We start from the raw sequence: 19,430 nt of genomic DNA on the forward strand, positions 1-19,430 counted from the left end.
TGGGGGTGTCGTGACCGCCCCGCGACGCCGGCCGGCGACGCGGGGTCGCACGCCGACGAATCCTAGGGGTTCTGAATGGCCTTGTGTTGAACGGGAGTTGAGGTGCAGTGGTCGGCGCTCGACCGGCCTTTGGCCGGGGCGGGCCCACCCGGGAGGTGTCGCGCGCTCACCTGCGTCGTAAGGTCGCGGGCGTGCCCGACATATCCGTGACCACGCTCCTTCTGCTCTGCCTCGCCGCCGCCGGGGCCGGGTGGATCGACGCCGTGGTGGGCGGGGGCGGGCTGCTTCTTCTGCCCGCGATGCTGCTCGGGCTGCCGCACGTCCCGGCCGCGCACATCCTCGGGACCAACAAGGCCGTCGCGATCGTCGGCACTTCGGGGGCGGCGGTGACGTACCTGCGCAAGGCCCCGGTCGACGTGCGGACCGCTGTCAGGATCGGGGGCGCGGCGCTGGTGGGCTCGATGACCGGGGCGTTCTTCGCGGCCGGGATCAGCAGTGACGTGCTGCGGCCCGTGATCATGGTGGTGCTGCTGGGGGTGGCGGCCTTTGTGATGCTGCGGCCCTCCTTTGGCCGCGCGGAGGCGGGGGGACCGGTCACCCGGGGCCGTACCGTCACGGCGATCGTGCTGGTCGGCGGGGGGATCGGCTTTTACGACGGGCTCTTCGGGCCTGGTACGGGAACGTTTCTCGTGCTGGCCCTGACCGCCGTCCTCCACCTGGATCTGGTGACCGCGTCGGCGACCGCGAAGATCGTGAACGTGTGCACGAATGCCGGGGCGCTCGCGATGTTCGCGTACCAGGGCACGGTGATGTGGCAGCTGGCGGGGCTGATGGCGGTGTTCAACCTGGCGGGCGGGATGTTCGGGGCCCGGATGGCGCTCAGGAAGGGCAGCGAGTTCGTGCGGGGGGTGCTGCTGGTGGTGGTGTTCTCGCTGGTGGCGAAGCTCGCGTTCGATCAGTGGACGGGGTGAGGGGGGTACGGGGGTTGCTCGTGGGGGTCGGTGAGGTCAGTGGGTGTGGGTGAGGTGGGCGTACGCCACCACGTTGCCCTGGTAGCCCGTTCGCTTCGAGAAGCCGCCGCCGCAGGTGATCAGCCGTAGCTCGGCCCGGTCGGCGGCTCCGTACACCTTGCGGTCGGGGAAGTCCTCGTTCGTGTAGACCTCCACGGCGTCGACCGTGAACTCCGCCGTACGGCCGTCCTGCCGGGTGACCTCGATCCGGTGGCCCTTCCTGAGCGAGCCCAGGGCGTAGAAGACGGCGGGTCCGCGCGCGTTGTCGACGTGGCCCGCGACGATCGCCGTGCCCTTGGCGCCGGGGGATGGTCCGTCCCGGTACCAGCCCGCGAGGTTCGTGTTGTCGGCGGGCGGGACCTCCAGGCTGCCGTCCGGCGTCAGGGCCAGGTCGGTCAGCGGTGTGTCGACGCGGAGGGCGGGGATGCGCAGCCGTACGGGGGTGGAGGGTGGGAGGGGGGTTGCTGTTGTGGTGTGTTGGGGCCCCGGTGACTTCTGGCGCTGGTGCGGGGGTGGGGACGAGCCCGGGCCTGGGCCTCGGCCTGGGCCTGGGCCGGCCGCGAAGGCTTCGGAGGGCGGGGGAGTGGGTGGGGTGACCGGCTCGGATCCGGTCCTGATGAGCCAGATCCCGGCGAAGACGGCGATCACCAGCAGCCAGGCCTGGCCCTTGACCTGCGCGTTCATGGGGCGGGTCCTCCGGTCCTCCGGCTCGCCTTCCGGTCGTTCGGGTTGCTCCGGCTCGCCTTTCGGCTGTTCCGGATGAAGGTGCCCCCGCCCCCGTCAGCGATGAGCGTGACGGGGGCGGGGACGAGGGCGGGGTACGGGGCGGTGGAGACCGGCCCTGTCAGCTGCCCTGCGCGCCGCTCGCCCGGCGGCGCAGGAGCGTGACCCCGCCGACGGCGGCCATGGCCAGAACGGCCGTGCCCACCGCGATCTGGGTGGTGTCGGGGGCGACGCTGCCGCCGACACCGGTGTTCACATGGCCCCGGGGCGTCCGGCCGTCCGGCTCGTGGCCCTCCCGGCCCGGGTCGTCGCGCCCGTGGTCGTCGCGCCCGTGCTCCCATTCCGGCTCCCGGCCGCCCCGGTCGTGGGCGTTCGGGTCGGCGCCGGTGGGGTCGTCGGCGTACGGGTCGCCGGGCGCGCCCGGGTCTTCTTCCTGGAGGTCCAGGTCGGCCGGCTCGCTCCGGTCGGCGAGGGTGTCCCCGGTGGCCGCCGGGCCGTTCTCGCAGTTCATGGGGACGCCGTACGTACCGAGTGGCTCGGCTGCGTCTGCGTCGGCCGTACCTGCGTCGGCCGTACCCGCATCGGCCGTACCCGCGTCGGTCGTACCTATGTCGTCCGCGCCCGTGTCCGTGTCCGCCGTACCGAGCCGCGTGTCCACGGCCTCGCAGGCCGCGGCGAGCGCGGACGGAGCCGTACCACCGCTCGCGAACGCGGCAGCCGCTCCTCCCGCCGACAGTACGGTCGCGGCGGCCGCCAGCGCGGTACCGGTGAGCAGGCGGGCGGTGGTGCGCATGGCGGTCCTCCGGAGCGGCGCGGGACGGTCTTCTTCTCCGAGGTAAGGCGCAGCCCGGCGCGTACGCCTGCTGATGGCCGATCAGATTCGCCGTACACGGACCGCCGCCGGACACCCCGGGAGGGTGTTGTCGCAGGTCATACGGGAGCGGCGGCCGGATCGCCGGTCCGGCCGGCCGCCCGCGCCGAACGGGTGACGCCACGCGGCCTTACCCACGTGCGGCGGCCCCCGGAGGCTGTCACGCTGTGCTCGATGAACACGACCGACATGACCTCGCTCAGCGCCACCGCCGCCCGGAACAACGCCGACTGGTGCGCGTCCGTCGCCCGGTCCCACGGGATCGCCGGGACCCTCGGCGAGCGGGTGTGGTGGAGCCCGCGCAGGACGCCGCCGTACTATCCGGACGCCGTCACGCTGCGTCCCGACGCGGTGCCCGCCGACTTCCTTCCGTCGGTCGACCGGGGATCGCCGGGGTGTTCGGTCAAGGACAGTTTTGCCGCGCTGGACCTGGCCTCGGACGGCTTCACCGGGATCGTGGACGCGCGGTGGATCCACCGTCCGGCCGAGCGGCCCGTACCCGAGTGGCCCGGCCTGCCCGCCGAACGGGTCCTGACGGCCGACCGACTGTGTGTGTGGCAGGCGGCCTGGGCGGGGGGTGAGGACACCCCGGACGTGTTCCGGCCCGCCCTGCTGGACGATCCGACCGTGCTGGTGCTGGCCTTCCGCGACGGGGACGACCTGGCCGGGGGAGTGGTCCTGAACGAGGGGGCGGGGGTGGTCGGCGTCTCGAACCTCTTCGCCGCGGACAGCGCGGCGGTGGCCGGCGTCTGGTCCTCGGTGGTCACGGCGGCCGCCGACTACCACCCGGGCCTGCCCCTGGTCGGTTACGAACAGGACGACGACCTCACCCCCGCGCTCGCCACCGGCTTCGACGCGCTGGGCCCCCTCCGCATCTGGCTGCACACGTCGTGACCCGGCGGCGCTCTCGGCCGCGCGGCTCTTGAACGGGGCCCGGCGCTCGGCCGGTCAGAGGCGGTCCCCCTCCACCCCTTCGTACAGGTCCGTCACCGTCTTGAGCAGCCCCGGTTCGCCCGGGAACTCCGTCGAGTCGATGCGGGAGACCGGCGCGATGCCACGGGAGTTGGTGACGAAAGCGGCCTGGAAGCTGAGGAGTTGGGCGAGAGTGACCTCGCGCCGTACCGACGGCACGCCGGAGCCGGGCAGTTGGGAATCCAGCAGCGCCATGGTGATGCCGGTCAGCACGGGCGCGTCCGGCCAGACGAGTGAAGTGCCGTCCCAGAAGCAGATGTTGGCGACGGCGCCCTCCGCCACCACCCCGCCGTCCCCGGTGAGCAGCGCGCTGTCGAAGCCCGCGCGTACCGCGAGACGGCCGTAGTGGGCCTGGCCGAAGTCACCGAGGTGTTTGAGGTGGGGGGCGGTCCGCAGGTACGGGACGGACATCAGGGCCACCGGGCTCCCGCCGACCGGGTCCGCGGGCGGCCGTACGGTCACCATGACCGTGGCCTCCTCCGCCGCCTCGGGCCACTGGACGTGGACCCTGACCGAGGCGTCCCGTACGTCACCGAGGGCGTGCCGGAGCAGGGCCCGTACCCGCTCCCCGTCCAGACCCGCGCCGAACATCTCCCGGGTCGCGGAGTCCAGCCGGGCCAGATGGAGCGCGAGGCCGCGCACCCGGCCGTCCCTGACCTGCATGGCGGTGAAGTGCCCGTAGTGATCGAGCGCGCGGAACCGCAGGCCGTCGTCGGTGGCGGGCCGGCCGTCGATCTCGATGAGCGGATGTGAGGGGGAGAACGTCATGCCCCCACCGTAGGACCTACGAGACCTACTTGACCTCAACCAAGGTTCAGGGATGAGGCTGGTCGCATGGACCTCGACACAGCACAGCCCCCGGCACAGCCCATGGCGCCACTCACCACATCCGAACCGACCGCTTCCGCCGCTTCCGCCGCCTCCGCTGCCCCCGAACCGGCCCCTTCCATCCCTCTGAAGCTCGCCGTCATCCTCGGCAGCACCCGTGAAGGCCGCTTCGGCCCGGTCGTCGCCGACTGGTTCTTGAGCCGGACCGACCGGCACGCCGGCTTCTCCGCCGACCTGGTCGACCTCGCCGACATCGACCTGCCGACCGCCCTCTCCTTCCGCCCCGGTCCGGCCGTACAGGACCAACTGGCCAGGGTCAGCCCCCGGTTGGCCGACGCCGACGCCTTTGTCGTCATCACCCCCGAGTACAACCACTCCTTCCCCGCCGCCCTCAAGTCCCTGATCGACTGGCACTACGGCGAATGGCAGGCCAAGCCGGTCGGGTTCGTCTCGTACGGAGGAATCTCCGGCGGTCTGCGTGCCGTCGAGCAACTGCGCCAGATCTTCGCGGAGATGCACGCCGTGACCGTCCGGGACACGGTCTCCTTCCACAACGCGGGCGCCCACTTCGACGAGGAGGGCCACCACAAGGACCCGTCCGCCGCCGAGACGGCCGCCACCGCGATGCTCGACCAGCTCGCCTGGTGGGGCCTGGCCCTACGGGACGCCAAGTCCACCCGCCCGTACGGGAAATGACATACAGAGCATCCGCCTTCTCGGCGACCGGCCGCATCCCTGACGTGTGTCGGCGGCATCGTGACGGCCGTCCACCAGGACGCACCGCTGTCGTTGCTGCTGGATGCGGTAGAACCGTCCGTACGTCCGTGCGTCGGTACGGGCGACCGGCCTCGCTGTACAGTCCGGCCGTTCCCCTCGTCCCCCTCGCCCGCCTCGAAGGAGCCGCCCCCGTGTCACTGCCCGACCACCACCGGGGCGGAGAACTGCCCTTCTTCGTGTACGGCACCCTGCGGCCGGGCGAGGACAACTACGAACTCTTCCTTCGGGGCCGTACCACCGGCGAGGAGCCGGCCCGCCTGGAGAACGCGGCGCTGTACGACGGCCCCGGCTACCCGTACGCGATCGAGGCCCCGGGAGCGACGGTCGTCGGCGAGATCGTCTCGGCGCTGCCGGGGGCGGAGGTGGGCGCGGGGCCGGGCTCGTACCGCGAACTGCTCTCCGTCCTAGACGAGTTGGAGGAGTACGTAACACCCGGCGATCCCCGCAACCTGTACGAGCGGGTGCCCCGCGACGTGCGGCGCGCGGACGGGACCACGGTCCGGGCCTGGGTGTACTTCGCCGCGCCGCGCGTGGCCCGCGAGCTGAGAGCGGCGGGCCGTCCGATCGCGGGAGGCGACTGGATCGCGCATGTCACCCACCGCTCGCCCGGGCCCTGACAGCGCGACGGCCCGTGTGATCGGAGCCGGTGGAAGGCAGCGGCCGATAATGGTGTCGACAGCACCCCTCGGCACCCGGCAGAGTGATCGCCCGTGACGAGTAGTGAACTGTGGAGCCGCGAGACCGCCGACCGCTACGACGCCGGGGAGACCGAAACGTCCTCGCCCGCCGTTCTCGGACCGACCGTCGCCTTCCTGGCGGAGCTGGCCGGAGACGGCCGGGCACTGGAGTTCGCGATCGGGACCGGCCGCGTGGGTGTCCCGCTCCGGGAACGCGGCGTACCGGTCGTGGGAATCGAACTGTCCGAGCACATGGCGGCGGTACTGCGGCGCAAGGTCGACGAGGACACGCTTCCGGTGACCCTCGGGGACATGGCCACCACCGTTGTCCCCGGCGGATTCACCCTGGTCTACCTCGTCTACAACACCATCTCGAACCTGCTGACGCAGGACGAGCAGGTCGAGTGCTTCCGCAACGCCGCACGTCATCTGGAGCCCGGCGGCCGATTTGTCATCGAGCTGGGGGTGCCGCCGCTGCGGTTCCTGCCGCCCGGCCAGGTCGCGGTGCCGTTCGACGTCTCCGAGCGGCATCTCGGCTTCGACACCTTCGACCTGGTCGAGCAGATCCTTGTCTCGCACCACTTCTCCCGCGAGGGCTCCGGCGGCGGTGACGGTGACGACGGCCGCTACCGCCGCGACAACTCCCGCCACCGGTACGCCTGGCCGGCGGAGCTCGACCTGATGGCACGGATCGCCGGGCTCGAACTGGAGCGTCGTGTCGCGGACTGGGACGGGGCACCGTTCACCCAGGACTCCGGCAAGCACATCTCCGTGTGGCGCAAGCCCACCTGATCCCACCTGGCCCCTCCCCACTTCACCCCTCTCACCTCGGCGACGCCGACCCCAGGGCCTCGGCCACTCCCGGTTCCGCCGGCCCGAGGAAGTGGGGGTCCGGCCGCAGCGCCGCGTCCAGCGCCGCCTTGCCCGCCGCGAACACCTCCCGCACGCCGCCGTAGTACCAGGTCACGTCGTGCCGCTCGTCGACCCCGACCCCGTACGAGTCGACCCCGGCGGAACGGCAGAGGGCCACGGCCCGCCGGACATGGAACCCCTGCGTGACGAGCACCGCCCGGTCGACCCCGAATATCTTCTTGGCCCGGGCGCAGGAGTCCCAGGTGTCGAACCCCGCGTAGTCGCTGACGATGCGCCCGTCCGGCACGCCGTGTCCGGTCAGGTACGTGCGCATCGCGTCCGGCTCGTCGTACTCCACCCGGCTGTTGTCGCCGGTGACCAGCACGACCCGTACCTTGCCCGTACGGTACAACTCGGCCGCCGTGTCGAGGCGGTGCGCGAGATACGGCGACGGACGGCCCTCCCGCAGCCCGGCGCCGAACACCACGGCGACGTCCGTGGCCGGGACGTCCGCGACCGTACGGACATGGCTGTCGGCCGCCGTGTACATCCAGGTCACCGGTGCCAGCGCGAGCACACACCCCGCCATCACGGCCTGTACGGCGAGGCGTTGGCCACGCCGGGTGCGCGGCAGGCGCGGCAGAGTGACCGGACGCGCCAGGCGCGGGGGCCGGGGGAGGCGTGGCAGCTTCGGCAGTGGCATGGGTCTCCCTGATGGATCGTGCTGTGCTCTGCTGTGCGGTCGTTCGTCTGTGCGTTCCCCTCCCTTCAGGACGATCGGCGGCGCCGATCAGTTCGCCGCCGGCTCCGGTGGTGCCCATGCGGCGAGCAGCAGTGACTCGGCCGCCGCCGACGCGTAGACCGCCGCGGCCAGCCACGCCAGCGCGAAGTTCCCGGGATCGGCGGGCAGCAACCGGCCCAGCGCGTCATGGCGCCGGTCCGCCGCCGCTTCGGCGAGCGCCTGGACGCGCTGCGCACCGGTCGTGAGCCCCACGGCCCGCAGCCGCCGTGAAAGGTCCCCGTCGCCTGCCGCCGCGGCCACCGCCCGCCCACCCGCGACCCCGCGCTCCACCGCCCGCCGCAGCAGGTCGAGTTCGACCGGCAGCCCCGGGAGCGGACGGCCAAGGGGCACGGCGTCGACGACACGCACCAAAGCGGGCGCGCCCGCTCCAACCGGCGTTCCCTCAGCAACCGGCCCATCCCCACCGACGGGCGCGGTCACCGCGACCGTCGCGGATCCCACCGGCGCGAGGTGCGAACGGTTCAGCAGCCGTAGGCCCAGATCCGTGCGTACGGTCCTGTCGTCGTGCCCCCGCCAGGCCGCGGCCAGGACGTGCACCCGGTCGGGGCGGTCGGGTACCGCCCGGGCGATCAGCCGGAGCGTGAGCCCCGGCCGGGAGGACAGGAGCCGGAGGTTGTCGGCGTACGGGAGATCGGGGCGTTCGTCCGGGGCGGCCAGGCGGAGCGTCGGGCCGCCCGACACCACGAAGCCCGCGTCCGTGACCGTACCGTCCAGGAACAGCAGATCGCCGCCCGCCGCCCGGGCGTCGGCCGGCTCGGCCGACCAGCTGAGGGCCGCGGCCAGTTGGGCGGCGGGTGACCGTTCCCAGAGCGCGGCCAGGGGCGCTTCGTGCCACCCCGCGCCCGTCGCCCGTACGGAACGCACCTGCCCACCGCCACCGATCCGGCCGTCCGGTGACACCGTCGGCGAGGTGAGGATGACCCCACCGCCGTCCCCCAGGTCACGCAGCCCCAGCGCGCAGCCGCCGGGCACGGGCGACCCCGACGCCTGGAGCGCCCGCTCCGGACCGCCCGGAGCCACGTCGGAGAGTGTCCGGAGCGTGCCGTCGGGGGCCAGGGCGTAGACCGTGGCGCCCGCGTACCCGGAGGCGGTCACCACCGCTTCGGTGAAGAGCCCATGCAGCCGCAGCGGGCCCTCGGGCTGATAACTCCGGCGCGCGGGGGCGAGGGCCGCCGCCGGTCTGCGGACCAGATCCAGCAACTCCACCAGATCGGCGGAGAGATCGGACAGCCGGAACGCCGGGTCGTCCGAGCGGGCCTCACCCAGCCGCCGCGCGATGCGTACGGCGGTGGCGGCGGGGCGGTGCAGCCCCGCCAGCCGCGCGGAGTGCGCGGCGTGGAGCAATTCGGCCCGGTGCACCGCGCCGGACCCGGTGACACCGGCGACCAGCACGGCCGTCGCGGCCTCCCGCAGCGCGTCGAGGGCCGTGGACTGTACGGGGGTGACCGCCACGGAGGCGATGCCGGAAGCGGGGCCGTTGCCGGGCGGGGCCGATACGGCGCCCCCGTCACCGCTCCCGTCGCTCCCGTCGCGTCTCGCGTCGGCCCCCGGATCCGCAACCGTCCCCGGACCCGGACCCGCAGCCGTCCCCGTCCCCGGACCCGTCCCCAGCGGCGTCCCGGCCTCAGCCACCGTCTCGCTCGCGGCCTCTACCTCCGCCGCGAGGGGCGCGCTCGACAGGACGGCCGCGCGATGCAGACAGGCGGGCGCCAACAGGCAGCCGCACAAGGCGTCCGCCGCGTCGGCCACGATTCCCGCCGTGACCCTGAGCGTCACCACCGTGTCCTCGGCGACCCGGACCAATACGCCGTCCTCGGTGGCTTCCACCGGCCAGCCGGCCACGTTCGCCACCGCCCCGTCCACGCGTTTGCGCAGCCGTACGGGCAGCAGGTCGAGCGCGGCGGCCGCCACGTCGGCGGCAACCGGTGGCAGTCCCGGAGCGGATACCGGAGCGGATCGGGTCATCGGTGCGCACCTCCTACGCGTTCGCCGACCCAGCGGGCCAGCTCCAGTGGGCTCAGCGCCGCGACCGGCATGCCGGCCCCGACCAACTGGCCCGCGATCCCGGTCGAATAACGCGGCCTGCCCTCGTCGTCCAGCGAGGCGCAGCCGAGCACGTGGCACCCGGCGTCGACCAGGGCCCGTACCTCCGCGAGCAGCGGCGAGACCGGGCCGCCCTCCTCGAAGTCACTGATCAGGACCACGAGCGTGCGGGACGGCACCGACACCAACTGTCGGGCGTGGCGCAGCCCCAGCGCGATGTTCGTCCCGCCGCCGACGCTGACCTCCAGCAGCAGGCTCAGGGGGTCGTCGACCTGGTCGGTGAGGTCGACGACTTCGGTGGAGAACGCCACGAAGTGCGTACTCACCGCGGGAACCCCCGCCAGCACGGCGGCGGTGAGCGCGGCCCAGACCGTCGAGGCCTCCATCGAGCCGGACACGTCCACGACGAGGACGAGCCGCCAGTCGGCTGTCTTGCGGGCGCGGGTACGGAACACGGGCCGCTCCGGCAGCACGGTCAACGCGCCGGTGTCCGGGTCCCGGCGGGCGGTCGCCAGGTTGGCCCGGATGGTACGGGCCAGGTCCAGCGGACCGCCCGGGCGGCGGGTGGGGCGCGGATGGGAGAGGCCGGTGAGCGCGGGGCGCAGCCGGTGGGCGAGCGCCTCGGTCAACTCGGCCACCAGCTTCGCCACCAGGGGGCGGAGCCGGGCGAGTTGGTGCTCGGGGAGGCCGCCCGCGTACGACAGGACGGTCCGCAGCAGCTCCACGGAGGGGCGGGCCGCCGCGGGGTCCAGCTCCATGGCGGCGTCGATCCGCCCGGCGTCGGCGGCAGCGGCGAGCACCTCCTCGCGGACGCCGGGCCCGAACAGCGCGGTCAACTCCTCGGACCAGGACCGCACATCGGGGTACGGCGCCCCGTCCCCACCCCGCGAACCACCCCGCCCCTCCTCGCCCCGAGCCCCCTCACCACGTCCAAAGCCGTACAACTCGTCCAACGCGGCACCGACCCGCCCGGCCCCACCCCGCAACTCCCGCCCCCGCCCGAGCAACAGCCGCCACCGCTCACCGGGGGAGAGAGCGAGTACGCCGCCTGTCGCGCCATCCCGGGGAACGCCGACCGCAACGGTCCCCGCTCCCGCACCCCCGACCTCAACCGTTGCGACGACCGTGACCGGTCCTGCCATAACCGGTCCTGCCGTAACCGGTCCGGCTGCGGCCGGCTCCGCCGTGGCCGGCCGCGCCTCACCGCTGCCCGCGCCCGCAGGCAGACCCGTCGCCAGGTCGGCCGTCAGGCCGGGAAACAACCCCCTCGCCGTCAGGGCCTCCCGGCCCGCCAGGTCCGCCGACGCCAGGAGCGCCAGCGTCGCCGGATCCGTCATCGGGCCCGGCAAGGTGCCCGCCGCCAGGCCCGTGCGGTCCTCCACCGTGGCCAGGAGCCGGCTCCTCGCCGCCGGGGAGAGCGTGTCGAAACCCGCGCGCAGGGCGGGCAGCCGGTCCAGGAAATCCCGGTCGGGCAGGGCCTCGACCCGTTCCATCAGGGGGTCCAGAGCGGGACCGGTCTCCATCAGCGAACCCGCCGCGAGCAGCGCGCCGCGCAGGAATCCGCCCAGGTCCGTACGGAGCGCGGACGTGGTCGCGCCGTCCACGCGGGACGCCAGCCGGACGCCGAACTCCGTCGCGTCCCCGCTCCCCAGCAACACCCGGGCCACCCCCGCCGCGCCCCTGATCAGCGCCGTGGCGTCGGCCTCCAGCCGGACCAGCGCGGCGTCGAGCCGCAGACCGCCACCGAGCGCCGCCGCGGCCCGCCCCGCCAGGGAGACCAGCGCCCGCGCGTCCTCCGCGTCGGTGGAACCCGCCAGTCCGTCCAGCGCGCGCACCCCCGCGGCGGTGAGGTCGTCGTACGCCTCGGAGAGCGCGGCCCGTTCCCACCCGCCGGGCAGGCCCGGCAGATGACCGGACCTGATCCGGTCCAACAGGGCCAGCCCGGTGAGCAGTTCGGGCAGCGTCCCGGAGGCGGGCAGCAACTCGGCGGTCTCCGAGAGGCGTTCCGCGGCGAGGTCTGGGAGTCCGCACCGCGCCGCCTCCTCAAGACCGGCCAGCACCTCCGGGGCCGTCGGGCCGCCGAGCAGGCGCTCCCTCGTCCGCCGCTGCCGCAGCGTCCCCTCGGTGGCCTGCTCCAGCGTCACTCCCCGCACACCGGTCACATCGAGCATCGCGGCCGTCGACGGAGACCAGGTCACCGTCCACCGCGTCGTCAGCGGGGCGGCGTCGCCCACTCCCGCGACGCTGCTCTCCTCCCCGTACGGGACACGGCAGGCGGCCAGCCGGCGCAGGGCCAGCTCCCGGCGCCGGTCCAGGTCGCCGCGGTGCGCGTCGAGACGCAACTCGCGGCGGCCCGGCGCGGTAGGCGTGGGCAGCGACAGCCCACCGAGGAGCGTCTCGACGGACGGTCCGAGCCCCGAACGCGGCGTCCCGGGCGCGAGCCGTCCCTGCCGGGTCCCGACCAGGACCTTCTCCATCGAGGCGGCCACGACGCGGCCCCGCCCGTACAACTGCCCCTGCGTGAGGACGGTCTGCGCCGCCTCCACCACCTCGCCCCGCCCGGCGGCCGGAAGCCCGCGCAGCGACGCCAGATCCCGGGCGACCCGGACCACCTCACGGGCGTCGGCGGGCCCGCTGGGGTGACCGCCGTCCCGTACGGCCGCACAGATCCGTACGGCGGTCGCCGTCAACAGGTCGTCCAGCAGCACCGGATCGCCCGCCGCGAGATGCACCCCACGCTGCCACTCCGGATCCCTGATCCCGGCCGGATACCCGGACCGCTCGTCCAACAGGGCATACGAATACGGCACGAGCGAGGTGACCACGCCCCCACCCTTGGCGGCCGGCGAGGCGTCACCCCCCACCACCCGCCCCACATCGGCCCCCGCAGGCCGGGCCGCGTCGGCCCCAGCGGCCCGCGCCACGTCGGCCCCCTCGGACCGGCCCACATCGGCCCCTGCGGCCCGCGCCTCGTCCGGCCCTCCCCGGACCAGCGCTGGCGCGTGGAAGGCCCCGATCACCGCGGCCGTACGGCGGCCGACCCGTTCGGCCAGGTGGCGGCGCATGTTCGCCTCCCGGCGGAGGTCGTACGGGTCGACCGCACCTGCGTCCGCCCGCAGCGCCCAGCCCACCAACAGCGCGGCCCGCCGCAGGGCCTCCGGTCCCGAGCCCGGGGCCATCGTCTCGACCAGCCGATCCCACAGATCGTCCCCGCCCCGCCCCCCGGCCCGTGCCCGCAACGCGGCACTCAACGCCCCGCCACGACCGTCCCCCTCCGCGCCCCCGCCCAGGCCCCGCTCCTCCCGCGCCTCCAGCGGCAGATCGAACGCGACCACCTCCACCCCCGCCTCCCGCGCCCAGCGGATCGCCGCCAGTTCCGGGGAGAACTCCGCGAACGGCAGGAACACCAGCCCGCCGCCCGTTCCGTCGCTCCGGCCGCCCGCCAGGGCCACCGGTGGGACCGTCGCCGGGTCGGCGAGATACGGCAGCCAGGGCGCGAACTCCTCCGGCAGTTCGATGAACAGCACCTCCGGTGCTGCCTGCGTCAGCATGGCCGGCACGGCGGCGGCCAACGCGGGGGAGTGGTGCCTTACCCCGATCAGATACGGCTCCGTACAGTCGGCCAGCCGGTTCAACGCCTTCCCGGGCGGGGCCGTCCTCCCAAGCCCCGCCCCCTCACCCCAGCTCATCGCGCAGCTCCCACAACGTCCTCCACAGGGGCGCTCCCGCCTCCGCGCGGCGGCGGATCGGGCCGTCCCAGTAGCCCAGCAGCCTCGCGTGGTCGGCCGGGTCGTCCTTCTGGACCGTCCCCAGCAGGTGGCCCGGCAACATGCGGAGCACATCGCGGCCGTCGTTCAGGTACGCCGCTCCCAGGCCCATCGCCGTGGCCACCTGGACCGCCTCCGCCGTCGACATGACCGTCGAGGGGCGCTCGACCTCCCAGCCCTCCGAGCTCCTCCCCGTCCGCAGGTCCCGGAACGCGGTGATCAAGGCTTCCAGCACGGTGTCGTCCACCGAGAACTCCGCCCCGCCGCGCACCAGCGCCGCCGTCGCCTGGCTGCGTACCAGCGCCGTCTCCGCGTCCAGGTCGTCGATCGGGCCCACCGTCTCGAAGTTGAAGCGCCGTTTCAGCGCCGCGGACATCTCGGAGACGCCCTTGTCGCGCAAGTTGGCCGTGGCGATCAGCGTGAAGCCGGGCGCCGCGTGCACCGTGCTGTCGCCGTCCTCCCCGCCCGCCAGTTCCGGAACGGACATCCGGCGTTCGGAGAGCAGCGAGACCAGCGCGTCCTGCACCTCGGGCAGACAGCGCGTGACCTCCTCGATCCGGGCCACCGCGCCCCGGGTCATGGCCCGCAGGACGGGGGAGGGGACCAGGGCGTCCCGGCTCGGGCCCTTGGCCAGCAGCATCGCGTAGTTCCAGCCGTAACGGAGCTGGTCCTCCGTGGTGCCCGCCGTGCCCTGCACCGTCAGCGTGCTCGTGCCGCACACGGCGGCCGACAACAGCTCGGAGAGCATCGACTTGGCCGTACCGGGCTCGCCCACGAGCAGCAGCCCGCGCTCGCCCGCGAGTGTCACCACACACCGCTCCACCAGCGAGCGGTCGCCTACGAACTTCCGTGACACCGCGAGCTTCCCCCCGTCCGGCGCCTTGAGCTGTTCGCCGTCCGTGCCGCAGACGAACAGCACCACCGCGCGGGGCGTCAGCCGCCAGCCCGGCGGTCGCGGTCCGTTGTCGTACGACGCCAGGAACGCCAGCTCCGCCGCGAAGCGGTCCTCCGGCAGCTCCACCTGCCGGGCGCCGCCCGCCCTCGCCGCCGGTACGGTCTGTTCCCTCATCGTCTGCCTCCCCGGCCGCCACGGCCCTTGAACTCCTCGAACGCCGGCACCTCGCCGTCGCCCACCCGCCGCCACGCGGCCTCGAACAGCGCGGGCACCGGCAGGTCGGGCACCACGAAGCCCGGCCTGTCCCACGGCAGCAGCGCCGTCTTCCAGCTCTCCACGGGCAGCCGGGGAGCGTCCTTCTCCTCCAGCCAGCCGCCGGGCAGGAACACCGTGCGTCCCGCGCGCGCCCGCCTGCCCTCCACCACCAGGTCCGTGGCGGCCAGTTCGGCCCGCGCCTTCTTCAACCGGGCCGGCTTCCACCCCGTCCACGCCGCCTGGTTCCGGTCCGTCGGATCGGGCAGCGCCAGCAGCATCAGGTAGAGCGCCGACGCGTCCTCCGAGATCCCGGACCGGCGCGAGACATCGGCCACCAGGCCCTCCACGCTCAGCTGCGGGTTCTGCGGCGGGCCGGCCGGGCCGTCCGCCGAGACCAGGGCCAGGAACTCGTCACTCAGGACAGCCCGCAGCCCCTCCAGCCCCGACGCCTTCCCCGCCGTGGCCACCAGCAGCTTGAGGTCCGGGTGGTCGGGACCCCCGCCGCCTCCGCCGTCGACCCCCGGCTCGGGCAGGACGGCCGAGGGCCGCACCCACACCTCCTCGCCCGTCCCCCACCGCGTCGGTTTCAGGACCAGCGCCGCAGACAGCTCGAACAGCTCGGCATCACCCGCGGCCCGCGTCGGCGCCAGTCCGTACGCCTCCCGCAGACGCGGCGACACCGGGTCGTAGGCGAAGTCCCGGTCCACCCCCAGGTCCATCAGCAGACCCGGGTCGGCGAGCCGCTCCCGCAGCCTCAGCACCGTCTCCGGCAGTACCGCCCGCAGCGGATCGCCGAACGGCAGCCGGTACGCGAGCCAGCGCAGCGCCTCGACCCAGCTGCCCAGCGTGCTCCCGGTGAGCAGCCGCGACGCGTCGACCGGTGCCAGCTCGCCCTCCACCAGGCGCTGTTCCGTACGGCCCGTCAGCTCGCCCTGCCAGGCGGGGTTGAGCACCGCGTCCACGGCCTGGCTCGCGTGCAACTCGGCGGCCACCCCACGGATCACGGCAGGAGGCAGGACCCGCCGCTTGCCGCGCGTCGCGATCCACTCGCCCACCAGCGGCTCCGCCGGGAACCCGGCCGTCCACAGGCCGGCCACGCGCTCCGGGTCGGCAGGCAGCAGCAGCGCCGTGAACAACCGCCGCTGCTCGCTGCCCAGCCCGCTCAGCAGGGACACCGCCCACTCCAGCTCGGGCTTCTTCACGTCCAGCGGCTCCAGGTACTCGGCGGGCACCTGGTTCCCCCGGTAGCGGTTCAGCCCCGGGCAGCCGAGCTGGAACAGCACGCCCGCCGACGGTGTGATCCCCACCCGCTCCGCGAACTCCACGCCCAGCTCCGGGCGGTACGGCAGCGGACCACGCTCACGCACCGACTCCACCAGGCGCCGCACCGCCGGCGCCCGCACCGGGTCGTCCGCCGCGCCCAGCACCGTGGAGCCGGTGACCGTCGTGCCCTCCCAGGCGCCGAAGACGCCGGCGGGGTCGTACTCCAGGCACTGCCAGTACTCCTCCTTCTCGTCGGCCCGCGAACAACCGACGATCAGCAGCCGCCGCGCGCCCGCGTGCCGCACCTCGCCGCGCAGCCGTCGGTCGTCGTTGCCGCTATTGTCGTTATTGTCATCGTCTTCGTCCGCGTCCTCCTCGGGGCCGACCGGCATCCGCAGCTCCACGATCCGCAGCCGCCCCCGCGGATCGACCATGATCGCCGTGCCGCCGTCCTCGCCGGGAACGCCCTCACCGGAATCGGCGCCCTCCCCTCCCGCGCGTACGTCCAGCGCCGCGTCCAGGAGTTCCAACAGGGCCTCCCGATGCGGTTCAGGCGTCACCGGTACGGCCGCCCGGACCGCGAGCGCCACCAGCGTGGATCCGTACACGGGCACCCAGCCGACGCTCTCGGGAGCGGCCTCCGGCCGCCCCGGCACGCCGTCCGCCGCGAGCAGCGCCGACAACCGGCCGATCTGGTCGAAGATCACCGTCGAGCTCTGGGACATGTGCCGGTAGCCGAAGTGGTACCCGTCGGGCACCAGGCCCTCGAACGCCTCCTCCAGCACCTTGTCGTACGCATGACGCACCGTCGGCCCGTCCGCCGCCAGGTCCCCGGGACCCCGCTCCGCCCGCTCCGCGAGCTTCGCGAGGCGTTCCGCGTGGCGGGCCGCCTCCCTCACCACGCCGGCCACCCCCGCCACCAGCCCGGGGTGGGTGACCTCCGGCAGCAGCGCGCGCACCGCCGCGTCCGGCTCCGCACCGCCGGCGACGGCCGACAGCAGCGCCTCCGCGTCCGTGTCCGTCACCGCGCGCAACGCGGCCGATCCCCGTTCGTCGCGGGGCCGCAGCGCGTGCCAGTGCGACGTCGGCGGGACGAGCGGGGTGCCCGCGCCGTACGTCCCCTCCGTGCCCCCCGCGGTGTGGCGAGCGAGGCAGATCCCCTCGCCGTCGTACAGCTCGATCTGCGCCCCGCCGTACGACGCCTTCTCGCGCGGGTGCAGGACGGCTCCGCCCGGCAGCCGCATGGGCGGCAGCGGGACCCCGGAGTGCTCCGGGACGGCCGGGCCGCGGTTGCCGTCCACCGAACAGGCCGTCAGCGTCCCCTCGGTCGGGTCGTACGTCACGTACCAGCCCAGCAGTCCGTCCTTCGTCCCGAAGGGGGAGGACTCCAGGCCGGGACGCACAGGGAGCAGCCGGCAGGCGTTCTCCCGCAGCCGGATCGCGTCGCCGGTCAGGGCCGTCGCGAAGAAGGCCGGTACGGAGACGCGGCCCCGGCGGGCCGACGCCGGGTCGTACTCCCACCACTGGTTCTCGTGCAGGACCCAGACGGAGATGCCGTCCGAGGCGACCGGCCTGCGCTCGTCCGCGAACGAGATGTCGCCCGGATGGACCGGCCGGCCGCCGTAGCACCGGCTGCCGTCGGCCAGGGGGAGCGAGGGCATGCCGCCGCCGTTCCCCTGGCCGTTGATCTCGCCCTGGGGCTTGAAGACCTCGGTGGGACGGCCCGACCACACACCGCGCCGGTCGTCACCCCATCCGTTGACGACGAGCCACTGACCGTCCACGTACGCGATGTGGGTCGTGTCCCACGTGGTCTTCGAGACCGTGGGCAGCGTGAGCGTCCGCCGGTCGAGCACCTGGTCGGGGCCGACGGCCGCCACCTGGGGGCCGACCCGGACGAGCAGGGCGGGCCAGGCGTCCGTCAGCCGGTACGGCTCGTCCGCGCCCGCCCTGACCCTGCCGCCCGGAGCCGCGTTCTTCGTGGTCTTCCCCAGGTGGGGCAGGGCCTCCTCCAACCCCTGATGGCCCAGCTCGTCGAGGATCCCGCCGCGCAGGGTCCTGGCCAGGGCGGGGGCGGGGGACACCGCCGTGATCCGCCGGACCGCCCCGGGCGCGGTGGCCAGTACGGACGGCGACGAGAACCGCGACAACCGGTGCAGCCTGTCGTTCAGCTCGGGCAGCCCGAACGGCCGGCCCAGGTCGTCGGCCCGCTCCTCCAGCCAGCCCGCGAGCACCGTGCGCAGCGCGGGGTGACGGGCCATCGATTCGAGCAGCTCGGGCGCCCCGCCGCGGCCGGCCTCCTGCTCCACGGCGCCCCGCAGCGCCCGGGCGAACCGCGGCTCCGAGGTCACCGCCAGCAGATCCCTGCGGCCCTCCCGCTCGTCGGACACCCAACTGCCCAGGTGTACTTCCCTCCCCTCGTCGGAGAGATCCTCGACCGGCACGCCCCAGGACAGACAGGCGTCCAGCAGGTCCAGGTCCACCCCGGTCCGCCACCCGGTGCCGCTGCTCAGCCGCACCGGCACCGCGTCCGCGACCAGGCGGTCCACCAGCCGCTCCACCAGGGTCAGTTCGGCGGCGAGCCGCGGGGTCTGCCCCCAGCCGCGCTGCCGGTGGGCCGCCCAGGACGTCACCCAGCCGGCCGCCGGGACCGAGCCGTCCAGCAGCAGGTCCACCGCGCCGCACCGCTCCAGCAGCGCCAGCCACGAGTCGTCGAACGCCGCCGCGTCGCCGCCCGGAGCCGGCATCAGCGTCAACAGCCGCTCCCGCACCGCCCGGTCCTCGGTCGCCACGTCCGACAGGGACGGCAGGGCGGCCTGCCAGAAACTCACCGCCGCGCGGTTCATCGCCCCCGTGTGGATGATCTCCGCGAGCAGGGACCGCTCCTCGGCGCGCGCGTCGAGCCCCGCGCCCTTCGACAGCCGGCGCAGATCCTCCAGCATCCCCGCGTACGGGGCGAGTCCGGACGCGCACCGCTCCACGGACAGGGTCCTGAACTGCGCGTGCGCCTCTTCGGGAGACAGCCGTACCGCCAGCCCCCTGGCATGCTCGCGCAGCGCCTTCCCGCTGAGCGCGCCCGCCGCGGCGAACTCCAGGAAGACCTCCCGCAGCCGTTCCTCGTCCACCGCCAGCGCGTACCGCTGCTCGGCCGTCCTGGCCTTGCCGAAGAACGTCGCCGCCTGCGCCGTGGACTCCACGGCCAGGAAGAGCCTCGCGACCTGTTCGTAGAAGGTGGGCAGGAAGTGCGGTACGGAACGGTCGAGCCGCTCCCCGATCTCGTCGAACCCCTCCTTCGCCAGCCCCGGCTTGGTGGCCACGAGCCGCGCGAGCCGCTCCATCTCCTTGACCACGGCGAGCGCGTGATGCCCGTTGCCCGGGTCGTTCACGAGCGCCCACGCGGGGAAGCCCAGGGACTGCCGCTTCACCCGGCCGACCTCGGCCACCTCCGCGGCGGAGAAGCCCAGATACTCGGCGGAGAGGTCCTCGGCGGCCCCGATCGCGCCGGGCACGAGCCGTACCACCGTGCGCCCGTTGAGCACCGGATGGCCGTACGCCCTGGCCGTCAGCACATCGCCCGCCACGGCCCCGCCCTCCGCGCCGAGCGGCAGCACCGCCCCGGCGTCCAGCAGATCCCCCGCCGGGAGACCCGCCTCCAGCGGTCGCCCGTCGTTCACAACACCCCCACGCACAACGCC

At 74.1% G+C, this 19,430-nt stretch carries 13 protein-coding genes; 5 read left to right on the forward strand and 8 right to left on the reverse strand.

The genetic code is table 11. From position 1 onward, the window contains the following. Window positions 1-191 precede the first annotated feature (191 nt). Window positions 192-971 (forward strand): sulfite exporter TauE/SafE family protein, encoded by a 780-nt coding sequence (locus OG349_RS25135; protein WP_327236742.1) that lies wholly within the window; start codon window positions 192-194, stop codon window positions 969-971. A 36-nt stretch (window positions 972-1,007) separates the two neighbouring features. Here OG349_RS25135 and OG349_RS25140 read toward each other — a convergent pair whose 3' ends face one another. Together OG349_RS25140 and OG349_RS25145 are read right to left on the reverse strand one after the other, a co-directional pair. Continuing rightward, a complete protein-coding gene (locus OG349_RS25140) occupies window positions 1,008-1,694 on the reverse strand; it encodes a class F sortase (RefSeq protein ID WP_327236743.1) in 687 nt (228 codons plus the stop codon). Between the two features lie 160 nt (window positions 1,695-1,854). Next, a complete protein-coding gene (locus OG349_RS25145; RefSeq protein WP_327236744.1) occupies window positions 1,855-2,526 on the reverse strand; it encodes a hypothetical protein in 672 nt (223 codons plus the stop codon). Between the two features lie 252 nt (window positions 2,527-2,778). Here OG349_RS25145 and OG349_RS25150 point away from each other — a divergent pair, with 252 nt between their 5' ends. Further along, entirely contained in the window at window positions 2,779-3,498 is a 720-nt protein-coding gene (locus OG349_RS25150; protein ID WP_327236745.1) for a hypothetical protein, read from the forward strand. Window positions 3,499-3,552: 54 nt separating this feature from the next. Here the strand turns inward: OG349_RS25150 and OG349_RS25155 are convergent, their stop codons facing one another. Beyond that, window positions 3,553-4,344, reverse strand: coding sequence for an aminotransferase class IV (locus tag OG349_RS25155; protein ID WP_327236746.1), 792 nt, complete (start codon window positions 4,342-4,344; stop codon window positions 3,553-3,555). A 102-nt stretch (window positions 4,345-4,446) separates the two neighbouring features. Between OG349_RS25155 and OG349_RS25160 the strand changes: the two genes are divergently transcribed. The 3 genes from OG349_RS25160 (at window position 4,447) to OG349_RS25170 (ending at window position 6,650) form a co-directional block, all read left to right on the forward strand. Continuing rightward, complete coding sequence (locus OG349_RS25160; RefSeq protein WP_327238715.1) at window positions 4,447-5,100, forward strand: NADPH-dependent FMN reductase; 654 nt, start codon at window positions 4,447-4,449, stop codon at window positions 5,098-5,100. Window positions 5,101-5,312: 212 nt separating this feature from the next. Further along, complete coding sequence (locus OG349_RS25165; protein ID WP_327236747.1) at window positions 5,313-5,798, forward strand: gamma-glutamylcyclotransferase family protein; 486 nt, start codon at window positions 5,313-5,315, stop codon at window positions 5,796-5,798. A 93-nt stretch (window positions 5,799-5,891) separates the two neighbouring features. Then, window positions 5,892-6,650: a class I SAM-dependent DNA methyltransferase gene (locus OG349_RS25170; RefSeq protein ID WP_327236748.1), complete on the forward strand. Its 759-nt coding sequence runs from the start codon at window positions 5,892-5,894 to the stop codon at window positions 6,648-6,650. 31 nt (window positions 6,651-6,681) lie between these two features. Here OG349_RS25170 and OG349_RS25175 read toward each other — a convergent pair whose 3' ends face one another. The 5 genes from OG349_RS25175 to OG349_RS25195 all read right to left on the reverse strand — a co-directional run bounded on the left by OG349_RS25175 (window position 6,682) and on the right by OG349_RS25195 (window position 19,409). Continuing rightward, entirely contained in the window at window positions 6,682-7,413 is a 732-nt protein-coding gene (locus tag OG349_RS25175; RefSeq protein ID WP_442806308.1) for a SanA/YdcF family protein, read from the reverse strand. Window positions 7,414-7,500: 87 nt separating this feature from the next. After that, window positions 7,501-9,477: a hypothetical protein gene (locus OG349_RS25180; protein ID WP_327236749.1), complete on the reverse strand. Its 1,977-nt coding sequence runs from the start codon at window positions 9,475-9,477 to the stop codon at window positions 7,501-7,503. Then, a complete protein-coding gene (locus OG349_RS25185) occupies window positions 9,474-13,244 on the reverse strand; it encodes a DUF5682 family protein (RefSeq protein ID WP_327236750.1) in 3,771 nt (1,256 codons plus the stop codon). The genes OG349_RS25180 and OG349_RS25185 overlap by 4 nt, the downstream gene beginning before the upstream one ends. Next, window positions 13,231-14,391, reverse strand: coding sequence for an AAA family ATPase (locus tag OG349_RS25190; RefSeq protein ID WP_327236751.1), 1,161 nt, complete (start codon window positions 14,389-14,391; stop codon window positions 13,231-13,233). The genes OG349_RS25185 and OG349_RS25190 overlap by 14 nt, the downstream gene beginning before the upstream one ends. Then, on the reverse strand, window positions 14,388-19,409 hold the full coding sequence (locus OG349_RS25195) for a hypothetical protein (protein ID WP_327236752.1): 5,022 nt from the start codon (window positions 19,407-19,409) through the stop codon (window positions 14,388-14,390). Before OG349_RS25195 ends, OG349_RS25190 begins: the two co-directional genes overlap by 4 nt. Window positions 19,410-19,430 lie beyond the last annotated feature (21 nt).

It is taken from the genome of Streptomyces sp. NBC_01317 (assembly GCF_035961655.1).
GTDB lineage: Bacteria > Actinomycetota > Actinomycetes > Streptomycetales > Streptomycetaceae > Streptomyces.

What these genes read in the sequence shown, in the direction of transcription:
- OG349_RS25160 (WP_327238715.1), top strand. Translation starts at nt 4,447, where the DNA reads ATGGCGCCACTCACCACATCCGAACCGACCGCTTCCGCCGCTTCCGCC.
- OG349_RS25185 (WP_327236750.1), bottom strand. Translation starts at nt 13,244, where the DNA reads ATGAGCTGGGGTGAGGGGGCGGGGCTTGGGAGGACGGCCCCGCCCGGG.
- OG349_RS25140 (WP_327236743.1), bottom strand. Translation starts at nt 1,694, where the DNA reads ATGAACGCGCAGGTCAAGGGCCAGGCCTGGCTGCTGGTGATCGCCGTC.
- OG349_RS25150 (WP_327236745.1), top strand. Translation starts at nt 2,779, where the DNA reads ATGAACACGACCGACATGACCTCGCTCAGCGCCACCGCCGCCCGGAAC.
- OG349_RS25190 (WP_327236751.1), bottom strand. Translation starts at nt 14,391, where the DNA reads ATGAGGGAACAGACCGTACCGGCGGCGAGGGCGGGCGGCGCCCGGCAG.
- OG349_RS25145 (WP_327236744.1), bottom strand. Translation starts at nt 2,526, where the DNA reads ATGCGCACCACCGCCCGCCTGCTCACCGGTACCGCGCTGGCGGCCGCC.
- OG349_RS25180 (WP_327236749.1), bottom strand. Translation starts at nt 9,477, where the DNA reads ATGACCCGATCCGCTCCGGTATCCGCTCCGGGACTGCCACCGGTTGCC.
- OG349_RS25155 (WP_327236746.1), bottom strand. Translation starts at nt 4,344, where the DNA reads ATGACGTTCTCCCCCTCACATCCGCTCATCGAGATCGACGGCCGGCCC.
- OG349_RS25175 (WP_442806308.1), bottom strand. Translation starts at nt 7,413, where the DNA reads ATGCCACTGCCGAAGCTGCCACGCCTCCCCCGGCCCCCGCGCCTGGCG.